The organism is Shinella sp. CPCC 101442, from assembly GCF_024704725.1.
GTDB lineage: Bacteria > Pseudomonadota > Alphaproteobacteria > Rhizobiales > Rhizobiaceae > Shinella.
Map to the genome: position 1 here is coordinate 41660 of NZ_JALIQS010000007.1, position 13659 is coordinate 55318.

The window sequence follows — 13659 nt, forward strand, 5'->3', positions numbered from 1 at the left end:
CCGGGGCGCTGCCGGGCGGGATGGGCTCTCATCCACGGAACGCCTGGAACGACAATGCTTGATATCAAATGGATCCGCGACAACGCCGCCGCCCTTGACGCCGCTCTGGCAAAACGTGGCACAAGCCCCCTTGCACAGAGCCTGATCGACCTCGACGAGAAACGTCGCAGTGTCATCCAGAAGGCGCAGGACATGCAGTCGCGCCGCAACGCCGCCTCTAAGGAGATCGGCGCGGCGATGGCCGCCAAGAACAGCGAACTTGCCGACAAGCTGAAGGCGGAAGTTTCGGTCATCAAGGATCAGCTTCCGGCCGCCGAGGAAGAAGAGCGTCAGGTCACCGCCGAGCTCAACGACGCCCTGTCGCGCCTGCCGAACATCCCGTTTGACGACGTACCCGTCGGTTCGGACGAAACAGGCAATGTGGAAAAGCACAAATGGGGCAGCAAGCCCGGCTGGAACCACAAGGCGCTGGAGCACTACGAGATCGGTGAAGCGCTCGGCTACATGGATTTCGAGGCTGCGGCCAAGATTGCCGGATCGCGCTTCACGGTGCTGAAGGGCCAGCTCGCCCGCCTCGAACGCGCGCTCGGCCAGTTCATGCTGGACGTGCACACGCAGGAGCATGGCTACACCGAGGTGCATGCGCCGTTGCTCGTGCGCGACGATGCCATGTTCGGCACCGGGCAGTTGCCGAAATTTTCCGAAGACCTGTTTCGCACCACGGATGGACGCTGGCTGATCCCGACCGCTGAAGTTTCGCTCACCAACCTCGTGCGCGAAGACATCCTGGATCAGGAAAAGCTGCCGCTACGCTTCACCGCGCTGACGCCCTGCTTCCGCTCGGAAGCCGGTTCCTCGGGCCGCGATACGCGCGGCATGCTGCGCCAGCACCAGTTCATGAAGTGCGAACTCGTCTCGATCACCGACGCCGAAAGCGCGGTCGACGAGCACGAGCGCATGACGGCCTGCGCGGAAGAGATCCTGAAGCGTCTCGGCCTGCATTATCGCGTCTTGACGCTGTGCACGGGCGACATGGGTTTTGGCGCGCGCAAGACCTACGATCTGGAAGTCTGGCTGCCGGGGCAGGATACGTTCCGCGAAATCTCGTCCTGCTCTGTCTGCGGCGATTTCCAGGGCCGGCGCATGAATGCGCGTTATCGCGGCAAGGACGACAAGGCGACGAAGTTCGTGCATACGCTGAACGGCTCGGGCACCGCCGTCGGCCGCGCTCTGATCGCCGTTCTGGAGAACTACCTCAACGACGACGGCTCGGTCACCGTGCCGGACGTCCTGCTGCCCTATATGGGCGGCCTGAAGAAGATCGAGAAGGCCGCGTAAAGAGCGGAGCACCCTATGCGCATTCTGCTGACCAATGACGACGGCATCCATGCCGAGGGCCTCGCGGCCCTCGAGCGGATCGCCCGGGAACTGACGGACGATGTCTGGATCGTGGCGCCGGAGACGGACCAGAGCGGCCTTGCGCATTCGCTGACGCTTTCGGAACCTTTGCGTCTGCGGAAAATCGATGAGAAGCGTTTCGCGCTGCGTGGCACGCCGACCGACTGCGTGATCATGGGCGTGCGCGAAGTTCTCGACAGGAAGCCTGATCTCGTTCTCTCGGGCGTGAATGTCGGAGCCAACATGGCCGACGACGTGACCTATTCCGGTACGGTCGCGGGCGCCATCGAGGGAACGCTCCAGGGTATCAAGTCCATGGCGTTAAGCCAGGCCTATAACCATGCCGGCGGCCGTGTCGTGCCGTGGGACGTGGCCGAGACCTTTGCACCGAAACTCATCCGCCAGCTGATGGATGTGGAGTTGCCGGACTGGACGTTCTTCAACGTCAACTTCCCGAACTGCGCACCCTCCGATTTGCAGGGCGTCGAAGTCACCGCCCAGGGCAAGCTCGATTTCGGTCTGACGATCGACGAGCGCGCCGATGGCCGCGGCTTCCCCTATTATTGGTTGCGATTCGGTGAGCGGAAGGGCGATTTCCGCGCCGGTACCGATATCCATGCCGTGAAGAACCATAAGATTTCGGTCACGCCGCTGAAGCTCGACCTTACGGACTACTCCGTGCTCGACCGCGTGCAGCGTGCCCTTAGCGGCGAGGACGCGGATTGAGCACGGGGCGGGTGATCGAGAAGGAAGGTTTTGCTGCGCTGGCTCTGCGTTTGCGCGGGCAGGGCATAAACAATCTCGACCTCCTGACGGCTGTCGAACAGACGCCGCGCACGCTCTTCGTTCCACCGCAGTTTACCGGCGAGGCATATTCGCGCCGGGTGCTGCCGCTCGAATGCGGCTCCTTCATGGAGGGTATCGACCTCTCCGTGCGCATCCTGCATCTTTTGAACCTGAAGACCGGCCAGCGCATCCTCGAGGTCGGTACCGGCAGCGGCTTCACCGCCGCCGTCATGGGGCGCATGACCGAGCGCGTGCTGTCAGTCGATCGATACCGCACGCTCGTCACCAATGCGCAGTCGTCGATCGACAAGGCGGGCATCCGCAATGTCATCGTGCGCCAGGCCGATGGCAGCAACGGCATGCCGGGCGAAGGCACCTTCGATCGCATCCTCGTCACTGCCGCCTTTCCGGCCCTGCCACGCTTCTTCGCCGAGCAGCTGGTTTCCGGCGGCATGCTGATCGCACCCGTCATGGTCAGCGAAACCGAGTGTCGCATGCTGAAGCTGGTGAAGACCGGCAGCCGGTTCGATCGCGAGGACCTCTTCGAGGTGCCTTATCTACCGATCGTGCCCCAGATGGCGCAGGCCCTCTAGGACCTTACGACACATCCCACAATCAACATTTTGCGGCTGAACGGGCTTTTGCTCGCTGAGTCTTGCGGCATTTGCGCGGCAAGGCGAGGTGCCGGCTGCCGCCCGTCAGGCGCGTCGCGTGAATTCCTTTCGCAAATACAGCGCGTTAACCATTTGTTAACTTTGGTAAGCTTCGCGCAAGCTTCGGGGCGTAGGCCGATGACGAAGCACAAGTTCCACGCAGAATGCCGGTTTTCCAACAGGTACCGGAGTTCCGATGGAGAGGGTAATGTACGTCTCGAACAGGATTGCCAGCAGCTCGACCAATGACAGCCTCGCGTATCTCGCGACCAAGGCTGCCGGCAAGGCTGTCGAGGAGAATGCCGAGGCTGCGTCGACCGCGCATCTGGCCGGCGGCAGCTATGATCCCTCCGCTCATGTCGGCCTGTCCGTCGATGCACTTCTCGTGCTGAGCGTCGCCAAGGAAGAGACCGCTTACAGTCAGCCGTCGCTGACGGAAGCCGAGCGCAACAACCTCGACACATCGGAACTGGAAAAGCGGGAATACGCCGCCTACGGCCACTTCCTCGATCAGGGTGACCGCAAGGGCTACTATCGCGCCTACATCGAGTATTTCGACAGCATGCCGGCGGAAGACCAGCGCGGCGACCGTTATGCCGGCACGCGCGAGCCGGCCGTGTCCGCCTTGAGGGCCATCGCCTACAATGAAAGCGCCCTCGACATGGCGGCGCCGGATGCTGCGCTTGAGAATGCGACCGCCGCCAGCGAACGCAACCAGCGCCGGGTAACGCCGATCTCGGCGATCTTTCAGCCGAGCGCTGTCGACTATGAGAACGCCGCGCGTGTTGCCGGCCGTATCTCGCGCGCCGACAGCATGTATGTCTCCGGTTTCTGAGGTCCGGTGGGCGGCCGTGCTGCCACGCCATGGTTATCAATTCATCAAAAAACCGTCGTTGATAGCCCGGCTTTAACCGGGCAGTAACTCTAACGCGCTTTAATCGGACTACATCAAGTAGCGTACCGATTGGGTAGTCTCATGCGTAAGAGTGTATCGCCGAGTTTTGGTAGGACTGCGACCCGTCTGATGGCGGCCGCCCTGCTGGCCAGCGTTGCGACCGGGTGCAGCTCGGACGTTTCCCGTTTTGGCGGCCTCTTCTCCAGCTCCGGCTCGGATAACATCACGACGAATTCAGTTCCGCGCCGCACGCTTCTCGGCGGCGATCCGGTTCCGCGCGGCACGGTCGGTAGCGGCCAGATGGCGCAGGTCAACCAGATGGGCGGTTCGCGCGACGAAGCGTTGAACCAGCCCTTCCCGGATCAGGGCAACGTTTCCTACGACCCGATCAATACCGCCACCACGAATGGCTCCGGCACGCGTCTTGCGACGACGCCGATGACGGTTCAGCGCGGCGAGCTGACCGACCCGACCGCTGGCGCCCGAGCCGATGCCGAGCGTAATGTCGCCATGGCGCAGGAGTTGCCGCAGCGCAAGGCCAAGGCCATTGTCGATGAAGCCGACGCGATGACGGCGACCGCAAAGGCTGGCAAATCCGGCTGGTCCACGAACAACGCACCGGTTGTCATGTTGCGCCAGGGCGAAAGCGTGAAAACGCTCGCCAATCGCTACGGTGTGCCGGAAAAGGAAATTCTCGCTGCCAACGGCCTGAAACGCTCGTCGGATGCGGAGCCGGGTCAGCGGATCGTCATCCCGACCTTCAGCACCACGGCCAGCGCCGCCAAGGCCTCGACGGACCATACCCTGAAGGTCGACGGCAAGCTGCCGACACCAGAGCAGAAGGGCGAGAAGAACGTCGCCATCCTGCCCGGCACGTCCAGCCGCGACAAGCAGAAGTCGGAGAACGGCCAGACGAACACCAACGTCGCCGACGCCGCCGAAGGCAAGGGCAAGAGCGGCTACGAAGTGCAGCCGGGCGACTCGCTCGCCAAGATCGCCCGCAGCAACGGCGTTTCGGTTGAAGCGCTGAAACAGGCGAACGGTCTCAATACGGCGTCGATCCGCATCGGCCAGAAGCTGGTGATCCCGGCCGGCGGTGGCGCGGTCGTCGCGGAAAAAGCGACCACGGACAAGACGACCACGGCCTCCGTTCCGGTCAACAAGGAAAAGAAGGTCGAGACGACGGAAAAGAAGCCGGAATCCTACAAGGCGCCGGTGAAGACGGTTTCGGTTACGGAAGCCACCGAAAAGTCCGACGTGACGGACGATGCACCCGAATCGACGGGCATCGGCAAATATCGCTGGCCTGTACGCGGCGCGGTCATCGCGGCATACGGCGCCAATGTCGAGGGCAACCGCAATGACGGTATCGACATCTCGGTGCCCGAGGGCACGCCGATCAAGGCTGCGGAAAACGGCGTGGTGATCTATTCGGGCTCGAGCCTGAAGGAACTCGGCAACGCCGTGCTCGTACGCCACGACGACGGGACCGTCACCGTCTATGGCCATGCCGGCGAACTGAACGTTCAGCGCGGCCAGAAGATCCAGCGCGGCCAGACGGTCGCGACCTCGGGCATGAGCGGCAACGCCAGCCGTCCGAAGGTGCATTTCGAGGTGCGCAAGAACGCCACCCCGGTCAATCCGATGACCTTCCTGGAATAGGCGGGTTGGAATATTGTAACAGACAGCGCGGGCAGCCTATGGCTGCCCGTTTGCGTTTTACTGTCGGGTTGTTGCGGCTTGCCGCCCGAAAGCCTCGCGGTAGGCCACCGGCGTCGTCGACAGATGCAGACGAAAATGATGGCGCAGCGTGCCAGTGGTGCCGAAGCCTGAAAGGGCTGCGATTTCCTCGATCGAGGCGCTGGTTTCCTCCAGGAGATCGCGAGCCTTGCCGAGGCGCTGGACAAGCAACCAGCGGGCGGGCGTCATGCCCGTGGCCGATTCGAAGCGGCGCAGGAAGGTGCGGTCGCTCATGCCGGCGCGGCGGGCGAGCGTGGCCACCGTGTGGTCGGCGCCGAGATGTTCCCGCATATGATCGAGCAGCGGTCCGAGCCGGGTGCTTTCATGCGAGCGCGGCACGACCTGGCGAATGAACTGCGCCTGGCCGCCATCGCGGTGCGCAGGCATGACGAGCCGCCGGGCAACGAGATTGGCTGCCTCCGTGCCAAAATCCCGACGGATGAGGTGCAGGCAGAGGTCAAGCCCCGCTGCCGTGCCGGCCGACGTCAGCACATTGCCGGCATCGACATAGAGAACGTCTGGCGTCACCGCGATGTTCGGGAACCGTTGCGTCAGCGTGTCCGTATAGCGCCAGTGGGTTGTCGCGCGCCGGCCGTCGAGCAGACCGGCCGCTGCGAGGACGAAGACGCCGGAGCAGAAGGAAAGGATGCGCGCACCGCGGGCATGGGCTGCCTGCAGCGCAGCGATCAGCACGTGCGGCACCGGTGCGTCGATGCCGCGCCAGCCGGGAATGACGATCGTGCCGGCCTCCGCCAGCAGGTCCAGCCCGCCATCCACGGCAAAGCGCAGGCCGCCCGTCGAGCGCATTTCACCTTCGTCGAGGCCGGCAACGGCGAAGCGATACCAGTTCGGTCCCATTTCGGGCCGGGGAAGGGCGAAAATCTCGGTCGCGATGCCGAATTCGAAGGTGCAGAGCTGGTCATAGGCGAGCGCCACGACCAGCGGATTGGCGATGGGTTGACGTGAAATCGCGTTTGTCATGATCTTGATGCTATATGGCGATCATGCCATCTGCAAGCCGTGCCCGGATGCGGCTACATCTGTCTCGTCCCAACAAGGAAAGAGACAATGAGTTTTGTCACCGACCATGCGGCCGCATCCCCGTCCGTCGCCATCGCGCATTTCCTGAAGCTTTTGTCGGTCGAGACCGACTGTGCGGATGTCGCCGCAGCGCTGACGTCCGGCGATCAGGATTTCGTTCTCCTGCATGTCATCGGTTCGCCTGAAGCCTATGCCCGCCGGCATGTGCCGGGGGCGGTGCATCTGCCGCATCGGCAGATCAGCGCCGAGCGCATGGCCGAATGGGCCGAGGATACGCTGTTCGTCGCCTATTGCGCCGGCCCGCATTGCAACGGCGCGGACCAGGCCGCGCTCAAGATCGCCCGTCTCGGCCGCCCGGTCAAAATCATGATCGGCGGTATCACCGGTTGGGAAGACGAGGGTCATCCTTTCGCCTCGGGAAGCGAACCGGGCAGCCTGATGCCGATCGCCGCCGAATGAACGCCAACGACATCCATGTCCGACCCTTTACGCCCGACGACGTCGATGCCGTCTGGGAATTGATGCGGGCGCTCGCCGTCTTCGAAGGCTATATCGATGCTTTCGCTGTCACGCCCGATGATATCAGGCTGCACGGCTTCGGCTCGGCCCCGCCCTTCGGTGTCTTCGTGGCGGCGAAGGGCGAGGCGATTGCCGGCATTGCGGTGCACTACCGCATTCCCTGGACCTATGACCTGAAACCCGTCGTGGTGCTCAAGGAGATCTTCGTTGCGGAGGCCTTTCGCGGGCAGGGCGTGGGGCAGGCGCTGTTTGGGCATCTGCATGCCCATGCCGCCGCTACCGGCGCTTCCGCCCTTCGCTGGACGGTCTTACCGGACAACATGGCGGCGAAGCGATTCTATACGGGGCAGGGCGGCATGCTCGATGCTGACTGGGAGCATTGGACCCTGCCTTTAAAGACGCGAATCTGAAATGGTCCGCGCCATCAAAGACGGAGAGTTCACTTGATCACCTGCTATCTCAGATATGTCATCGATCCGCACAAGCTCGAAGAATTCGAAGCCTATGCCCGCGCCTGGATCCCCATCGTCAACCGCATGGGGGGCCAGCACCACGGCTATTTCCTGCCGAGCGAGGGCGCAAACAACATCGCGCTCGCGCTGTTCAGCTTCCCGAGCCTTGCGGCTTACGAGGACTACCGCACCCGTATGCTGAGCGATCCGGAATGCATCGCAGCTTTCGAAATGGACAAGCGCAACCGCAGCATCATCAGCTACGACCGCAGCTTCATGCGGCCGGTTTTTTCCTGAAAGCAAAACGCCGGCCCGCTGTTTCCGGGCCGGCGTTAGCATTATTTGTTGAGCGGCTTGCCGAGACGGCCGGCCAGATCCTGCACATATTGCCAGGCGACACGACCGGAGCGTGAGCCGCGCGTCGTCGCCCATTCGAGCGCTTCGGCGTGCAACTGCTCCTGCGAAACCTCCAATTCGAAATGGCCGGCATAGCCGTCGATCATCTCGAGATAGTCGCTCTGGCTGCATTTGTAGAAGCCGAGCCACAGGCCGAAACGGTCCGACAGCGACACCTTCTCTTCAACCGCCTCCGACGGGTTGATCGCCGTCGATTGCTCGTTCTCGATCATGTTGCGCGGCAGGAGGTGCCGGCGGTTCGAGGTGGCGTAGAGCAGCACGTTGTCCGGCCGCCCCTCGACGCCGCCGTCGAGGGCGGCCTTCAGCGACTTGTAGGACGTGTCGTCGTGATCGAAGGACAGGTCGTCGCAGAAGATGATGGACGGGAACGGCGCATCTTTCAGCACATCCAGAAGCTGGGGCAGCGTCGCAATGTCCTCGCGGTGCACCTCGATCAGCTTCAGGCCGCTTGCGGTTTCCTTCGCCGCAAGCGCATGCACCGATTTCACCAGTGACGACTTGCCCATGCCGCGCGCGCCCCACAGCAGCACGTTGTTGGCCGGCAGGCCGCGCGCGAAGCGAACGGTGTTGTCGACGAGAATGTCGCGCACATGGTCGACGCCGCGGATGAGATCGATCTCGATGCGGTTCGGCCGCTTGACGGGCTGGACATGCTGGCGGGCCGGCGACCAGACGAATACATCGGCGGCGTTCCAGTCGTTGATGGCGGGGGCGGGGCCTGCGAGGCGCTCGAGCGCCACGGTGATGCGGCCGATTTCGGCCAGCAGAAGCTTGACGTGATCTTCCTGCACTTTGTCTCTCCTCATGCGTGAGAGCCGGGTAGCATGCGACGGCCGGTCGCGAAAAGGGGGAAAGTGCTTGAAAACGGAGGGGTTGACGCGGTCGTGTGTTGCATTCAAGGCCCGCTTGCCTATATTCCGGCAACCGAAATGGCCGCTGCGGCCGCGCAAATTCAAGATTTCAAGGAGTAACTGATGTTCATTACCGAGGCCTTCGCTCAGACGGCGGCACCTGGCGGGGCAGCGGGCGGCGCTGACATTCTCATGTCGGTCCTGCCATTCCTGCTGATCTTCGTGGTGATGTATTTCCTCATCATCCGTCCGCAGCGCGCCAACATGAAGCGTCGCGAAGAGCTTCTGAAGAACATCCGTCGCGGCGATCAGGTCGTCACCGGCGGCGGCATCGTCGGCAAGGTCACCAAGGTTATCGACGACGGCGAACTCGAAGTCGAAATCGCCGAGGGCACCAAGGTGCGCGTCGTGCGCAGCGGCATCAGCGAAGTCCGCGTCAAGGGCGAGCCCGTCAAGGAATAGTCTTGGCTTGCCGTCCGGCTGGGGTAAACTCGGCCGGGTGGCTCGACTGGTATTCAGCCGGCGTGCACGCCGCGTTGTTTTTTGGTTCACGCAATTCCGGCAAGATGGCTTGGCCTTTTGCCGGAATTGACGTAGCGAGACCGTGATGCAGCAATCCGCCCGCTGGAAGACCCTTGCTCTCTGGCTCGTCCTCGTGACGAGCCTTCTTGTCCTTCTGCCGAGCCTTTTGCCGGCCCGCATGGCCGCCGGCTTGCCGAACTGGATGGCGACCCACCGCCTCGTTCCCGGGCTGGACCTCACCGGCGGTTCCCGCCTGGTTCTCGAAGTTTCCCGCGCAGATATCGCAGCAGAGCGCCTGCGCGCCGCCGTGGAGAGCATCGGCAACACGCTGCGGGCCGCCCGCATTCCACATGGCGATCTCAATGGTGCGGAAGACACCGTCGATGTCACGGTGACAGCGAGTGACCGCATCGACGCCGCCCGCCAGGCGCTGGTAGGCCTCGATCTCGGCACGTTGAGCGAGCCGCAGGCCGGCCAGTTCCGCGTCGTGCTCTCGTCTGCCGCCGTCGAGGAGGCCGTCCAGGCCGCATCGCTCGGCGCCGTCGATGCCGTGCGCCGCCGCGTCGAAAGCCTCGATATCCCGGCACTTTCCGTCGGTCGCGGCGAGCGCGGCCGCATCGTTGTCGCAATGCCCGGCCTGACCGATCCGCAGCGCGTCAAGGACCTCCTGGCGCAAGCCGGCAAGCTTTCCGCCCGCCTTGTCGATGACAGCATGCCGGTCAATACGGCAATCGAGGACGGCGCGCCGACAGGCTCGGAAGTGCTCTATTCCACCGGTGAGCCGCCCGTCGGCTATCTCGTGCGCCAGGACGATCTCTTCACCGCGGCGGATGTCGCCTCGGCGGAGCCGGCGGCGAATGATGAGCCCTTCATCGAGTTCGTGCTGCGGGGCGAAGCCGCCGAGCGCCTTGCGGCTTTCACACGCGATAACAGCGGCCGCACCATCGCCGTCCTGCTCGACGGCCAGGTGATCTCGACGTCGCAGATCCAGGGCGCCATCACGGATGGCGTCGGTCGCCTGTCCGGCGATTTCGATGCGGAGGGCGCGGCCAACCTTGCGCGCATCGTCGCAAGCGGCCCCCTGCCGGCACCTGTGACAATCATCGAGGAGCGTTCGATCGAGCCCGCTCTCGGCGCCACCTCGACCCGGACCGTCGCCGTCGCTCTTGCCGCCGCCGTTTTGGCCGTTGTCGCCTTCATGACCTTCTTCTACGGCGTGCTCGGCATCATCGCCTCGCTCTCGCTGTTCTTCAACGTGGCTCTGACTTTTGCCGTTCTCGCGCTGGTCGGTGCGCCGCTTTCCCTTTCCATGATTGCTGGCATCGTCCTGACCATCGGCATCGCCGTCGATGCGAGCGTGCTGATTTTCGAACGCATCCGCGAGGAAACAAAGGCCGGCTTGTCGCTGGACGAGGCCGTCGACACCGGCTTCAACCGTGCCCGCGCAACAGTGTTGGATGCGTCAGCCACAATGCTCATTGCCGTCGCCGTGCTCTTCCTGCTGTCGGCGGCGCCCGTGCGCGCCTTTGCGCTTGCCGTCGGCATCGGCATGCTGGCGACGCTCTTCACCACCTTCGGCCTGACGCAGCGTCTCGTGCGCGCCTGGCTTGGCCGCAGCCATATCACCCACCTGCCCAAGGGCGTGCGCACGGGGATTTTCGATCGCCTGAACCTGCGTTTCATGGCGGTGCGCAACGGCGTCTTCCTGCTGACGGCCGTGTTGTCGATTGCTGTCGCGGGCCTGCTTTATGCCGGCAAACTGCGGCTCGGCATCGATTTTACCGGTGGTGCGGCGCTGGAGCTTCAGGCGAAAACCGGCAACGCCGATCCGTTCGAGATCGCTGCCCGCCTGACCGATACGGGTGTCGATGTCCAGAGCGTCGACGGTGCGCGTGATCCGCGCCGCGCGCTCGTGCGCCTCACGGCGCAGGGCGAAGGCGAGAATGCCGAGCAGACATCCGTCCTCATCGCCCGCGGTGAGCTGGAAGACGACTATGATTTCCGCCGCGTCGAAGTGGTCGGGCCGGCCATATCGGGCGAGTTGATCGATACGGCGACGCTCGGCTTCGTTGCCGGCCTCATCGCACTTGTCGCCTATATCTGGATCCGCTTCGAATGGCATTTCGCCATCGGCGCGATCATCTCGCTGGCGCATGACGTGTTCTTCACGCTGGGCTTTTTGGCGCTGGCGAAGATCGAGTTCAACATAAGCGCCGTTGCCGCGCTTCTGACGGTTGCCGGCTACTCGCTGAACGACACGATGGTCGTCTATGACCGCATCCGCGAGAATCTGCGCCATTTCAAGCAGATGCCGCTTCCCATCCTCATCGACGACGCGATCAATCGCACGCTGTCGCGCACCGTGCTGACCTCGGCGACGACGCTGATCGCGCTTGCGGCGCTCGCGTTCTTCGGTGGCGAGGCGATCCGCACCTTCGCGCTGACGCTGCTCTTCGGGGTGGCGATCGGCACCATATCCTCTATCTACATTGCCGGACCGATCCTTATCCTGTTCCGTCTCCGGCCGGAGCGCTACCGCCCCGGCAAGGGCGGCGCGGGGGCGGTCCCGGAGACGGGAGCCAATGGCTAAGGGCATCGAAATCCGGGAGGCGCATTTCCCCGGGCGTGCACCGATCGACGCATATGGCAATGGCGGCTTCCGCTTTGCCGACATGTCGCATCGCGGCTCCATCCTGTGCCTTCCCTCGGGCATTCACGGTTGGGACAAGACGGAAGAAACGCCGCTGACGCTGGCCGACCTTGAGCGCGTGCTGGACGAGGCGGGCGAGATCGAGGTGCTGCTGGTCGGCACGGGAAAGGAAATCCGTCCGCTGCCGGCCGATATCAAGGCGGCGCTGAAAGAGCGCCGCATCAGCTCCGACCCGATGAGCACGGGTGCCGCCGTGCGCACGTTCAATGTCATGCTGGCCGAGAGCCGGGCAGTTGCCGCCGCCCTCATCGCGGTGTGACGCGGAAGACAAGAAGTGACCGATACCAAGGACAATTATGCGCACTGCCTCGCAGTGCTCCGCGACACTGATCGCGACCGCTATCTCGCCTGCCTTCTGGCGCCTGCCGAAAAGCGCGGGCCGCTCGCGGCTCTCTACGCCTTCCATGCCGAGATCGCCCGCGTGCGTGATCTCGTGCGCGAGGCGCTGCCCGGGGAAATCCGCCTGCAATGGTGGCGTGACCTTCTGGAGGGCGAGGCCGATGGCGATGCCATGGCCAATCCGCTCGCTGCCGGCCTGCTCACCTGCGTGAAAGAACATCGACTGCCCGTCGCGGTGCTGACGGACATGATCGAGGCACGCATCTTCGACGTCTACAACGACCCGATGGAAAACCGCGCGGCGCTGGAAGGCTACGCCGGAGAGACGGCTTCCGCGCTGATCCAGCTTGCAAGCCTTATCCTCGACCCTGCAAGTGCGCCGGAATCGGCGGTTGCCGCCGGCCATGCCGGCGTTGCGCAGACCGTCGCCGGCACGCTGCTTCTGCTGCCGATCCATCGTCGCCGCGGCCAGATCTATCTGCCGGCCGATCTTATGGCGGCGACGGGCCTGACGCCGGAAGCGCTACTTGCGGGAAACGATCCGGCCGCAGCGACGCGCGCCATCGAAGCCTTCGTCGGCCTCGGACGCGACCATCTTGCCAAGGCGCGCGCCGCAGGCGGCGTATCGCGCGCGAATCGTGCGGCCTTTTTGCCAGTCGCCCTTGTTGAGCCTATATTGGCCGCGGTGGAGAAGGCCGGCGCCATTGCGCTTGAACGATCCCTCCAACCCGCGCAATGGCGCCGGCAGTGGTGGATGTGGCTGGCAATGCGCCGCGGACCGTTCTGAGCAACTGACGAGACGCAAAACTGGCGCAAGCCTTGTCCGCTACAGGCATTGGATCATGTTTTTGGAGGAGGAGAGAGACAATGCTCTGGACCATCATCATCGCCTGCCTGTTCCTGGCAGGCCTGATCTTCCGCCACAGTTTCCGCCGCGACGACGGGCAGGAGCAGGCGGGCGATGATTCAGGGCTTGCAATCGTGGAATTCGGCCGGGCTTTCCCGGAGGAGGCCATCCGCGCCGTGGTGACCACCAGGGATCGGCGTACGGTCTTTCTCCGTCTGCATGACGGCAAGGCCGGCTGCATGCAGGCCCACGGCCACCACTATGCCTGCCACCTGATCGAGCCGGGCACGGTGCGCGTCAGCAGCGCCGGCCCGAAGCGCCTCTCCATACAGTTCGCCAACGCCGCCTTCGAAGGCGGCACCTATGAGTTCCAGGACGAGAAGGAGGCAGCAGAGGTCTCCCTCTGGCTGCTCGGCAGCTTCATGCCGGGGGCGGCAAACCTCAACGCCCAGCCTGTCAACTAGACACGTAGAGTCAGGATGTTTTCGC

At 63.8% G+C, this 13659-nt stretch carries 15 protein-coding genes; 13 read left to right on the plus strand and 2 right to left on the minus strand.

Translation table 11 applies throughout. The annotated features are described in order from the left end of the window. Nucleotides 1–54: 54 nt before the first annotated feature. The 5 genes from serS (at nt 55) to MUO32_RS22595 (ending at nt 5394) form a co-directional block, all read left to right on the plus strand. Nucleotides 55–1338 carry a serine--tRNA ligase gene (gene serS, locus MUO32_RS22575; RefSeq protein ID WP_257950634.1) on the plus strand — a complete coding sequence of 428 codons (1284 nt, stop codon included), beginning with the start codon at nt 55–57 and terminating at the stop codon, nt 1336–1338. 15 nt (nt 1339–1353) lie between these two features. Further along, entirely contained in the window at nt 1354–2124 is a 771-nt protein-coding gene (surE, locus tag MUO32_RS22580) for a 5'/3'-nucleotidase SurE (protein ID WP_257950635.1), read from the plus strand. Beyond that, complete coding sequence (locus MUO32_RS22585) at nt 2121–2777, plus strand: protein-L-isoaspartate(D-aspartate) O-methyltransferase (RefSeq protein ID WP_257950636.1); 657 nt, start codon at nt 2121–2123, stop codon at nt 2775–2777. The genes surE and MUO32_RS22585 overlap by 4 nt, the downstream gene beginning before the upstream one ends. 268 nt (nt 2778–3045) lie before the next feature. Next, nucleotides 3046–3672: a hypothetical protein gene (locus MUO32_RS22590; RefSeq protein ID WP_257950637.1), complete on the plus strand. Its 627-nt coding sequence runs from the start codon at nt 3046–3048 to the stop codon at nt 3670–3672. Between the two features lie 141 nt (nt 3673–3813). Then, nucleotides 3814–5394, plus strand: coding sequence for a peptidoglycan DD-metalloendopeptidase family protein (locus tag MUO32_RS22595; protein WP_257950638.1), 1581 nt, complete (start codon nt 3814–3816; stop codon nt 5392–5394). A gap of 57 nt (nt 5395–5451) precedes the next feature. Here MUO32_RS22595 and ftrA read toward each other — a convergent pair whose 3' ends face one another. Beyond that, nucleotides 5452–6453 (minus strand): transcriptional regulator FtrA, encoded by a 1002-nt coding sequence (gene ftrA / locus MUO32_RS22600; protein WP_257950639.1) that lies wholly within the window; start codon nt 6451–6453, stop codon nt 5452–5454. Between the two features lie 87 nt (nt 6454–6540). On the opposite strand from ftrA, the gene MUO32_RS22605 reads away from it, so the two are divergent. The 3 genes from MUO32_RS22605 to MUO32_RS22615 are packed head-to-tail and all read left to right on the plus strand — an operon-like array spanning nt 6541 to nt 7781. Beyond that, complete coding sequence (locus tag MUO32_RS22605) at nt 6541–6972, plus strand: rhodanese-like domain-containing protein (RefSeq protein ID WP_257950640.1); 432 nt, start codon at nt 6541–6543, stop codon at nt 6970–6972. After that, a complete protein-coding gene (locus MUO32_RS22610) occupies nt 6969–7442 on the plus strand; it encodes a GNAT family N-acetyltransferase (protein WP_257950641.1) in 474 nt (157 codons plus the stop codon). The genes MUO32_RS22605 and MUO32_RS22610 overlap by 4 nt, the downstream gene beginning before the upstream one ends. 33 nt (nt 7443–7475) lie before the next feature. Continuing rightward, complete coding sequence (locus MUO32_RS22615) at nt 7476–7781, plus strand: NIPSNAP family protein (RefSeq protein ID WP_257950642.1); 306 nt, start codon at nt 7476–7478, stop codon at nt 7779–7781. Nucleotides 7782–7822: 41 nt separating this feature from the next. Here the strand turns inward: MUO32_RS22615 and MUO32_RS22620 are convergent, their stop codons facing one another. Then, complete coding sequence (locus tag MUO32_RS22620; protein WP_257950643.1) at nt 7823–8707, minus strand: ATP-binding protein; 885 nt, start codon at nt 8705–8707, stop codon at nt 7823–7825. Between the two features lie 168 nt (nt 8708–8875). Here MUO32_RS22620 and yajC point away from each other — a divergent pair, with 168 nt between their 5' ends. The 5 genes from yajC to MUO32_RS22645 all read left to right on the plus strand — a co-directional run bounded on the left by yajC (nt 8876) and on the right by MUO32_RS22645 (nt 13634). Next, a complete protein-coding gene (gene yajC / locus MUO32_RS22625; protein WP_257950644.1) occupies nt 8876–9214 on the plus strand; it encodes a preprotein translocase subunit YajC in 339 nt (112 codons plus the stop codon). A 145-nt stretch (nt 9215–9359) separates the two neighbouring features. Beyond that, nucleotides 9360–11864, plus strand: a complete 2505-nt coding sequence (gene secD, locus MUO32_RS22630) for a protein translocase subunit SecD (protein WP_257950645.1) — start codon at nt 9360–9362, stop codon at nt 11862–11864. Next, the gene (locus MUO32_RS22635) at nt 11857–12243 is read left to right on the plus strand and encodes an Mth938-like domain-containing protein (protein WP_257950646.1); all 387 of its coding nucleotides are present in this window, start codon (nt 11857–11859) and stop codon (nt 12241–12243) included. Before secD ends, MUO32_RS22635 begins: the two co-directional genes overlap by 8 nt. Before the next feature lie 15 nt (nt 12244–12258). Next, nucleotides 12259–13110 carry a phytoene/squalene synthase family protein gene (locus MUO32_RS22640; protein WP_257950647.1) on the plus strand — a complete coding sequence of 284 codons (852 nt, stop codon included), beginning with the start codon at nt 12259–12261 and terminating at the stop codon, nt 13108–13110. 80 nt (nt 13111–13190) lie between these two features. Next, nucleotides 13191–13634, plus strand: coding sequence for a hypothetical protein (locus tag MUO32_RS22645; RefSeq protein WP_257950648.1), 444 nt, complete (start codon nt 13191–13193; stop codon nt 13632–13634). Nucleotides 13635–13659 lie beyond the last annotated feature (25 nt).

Bases quoted from the DNA above. Each gene is read 5' to 3' on its own strand.
- serS (WP_257950634.1), top strand. From the start codon at position 55: ATGCTTGATATCAAATGGATCCGCGACAACGCCGCCGCCCTTGACGCC.
- surE (WP_257950635.1), top strand. From the start codon at position 1,354: ATGCGCATTCTGCTGACCAATGACGACGGCATCCATGCCGAGGGCCTC.
- MUO32_RS22590 (WP_257950637.1), top strand. From the start codon at position 3,046: ATGTACGTCTCGAACAGGATTGCCAGCAGCTCGACCAATGACAGCCTC.
- MUO32_RS22595 (WP_257950638.1), top strand. From the start codon at position 3,814: ATGCGTAAGAGTGTATCGCCGAGTTTTGGTAGGACTGCGACCCGTCTG.
- ftrA (WP_257950639.1), bottom strand. From the start codon at position 6,453: ATGACAAACGCGATTTCACGTCAACCCATCGCCAATCCGCTGGTCGTG.
- MUO32_RS22605 (WP_257950640.1), top strand. From the start codon at position 6,541: ATGAGTTTTGTCACCGACCATGCGGCCGCATCCCCGTCCGTCGCCATC.
- MUO32_RS22610 (WP_257950641.1), top strand. From the start codon at position 6,969: ATGAACGCCAACGACATCCATGTCCGACCCTTTACGCCCGACGACGTC.
- MUO32_RS22620 (WP_257950643.1), bottom strand. From the start codon at position 8,707: ATGAGGAGAGACAAAGTGCAGGAAGATCACGTCAAGCTTCTGCTGGCC.
- yajC (WP_257950644.1), top strand. From the start codon at position 8,876: ATGTTCATTACCGAGGCCTTCGCTCAGACGGCGGCACCTGGCGGGGCA.
- secD (WP_257950645.1), top strand. From the start codon at position 9,360: ATGCAGCAATCCGCCCGCTGGAAGACCCTTGCTCTCTGGCTCGTCCTC.
- MUO32_RS22635 (WP_257950646.1), top strand. From the start codon at position 11,857: ATGGCTAAGGGCATCGAAATCCGGGAGGCGCATTTCCCCGGGCGTGCA.
- MUO32_RS22645 (WP_257950648.1), top strand. From the start codon at position 13,191: ATGCTCTGGACCATCATCATCGCCTGCCTGTTCCTGGCAGGCCTGATC.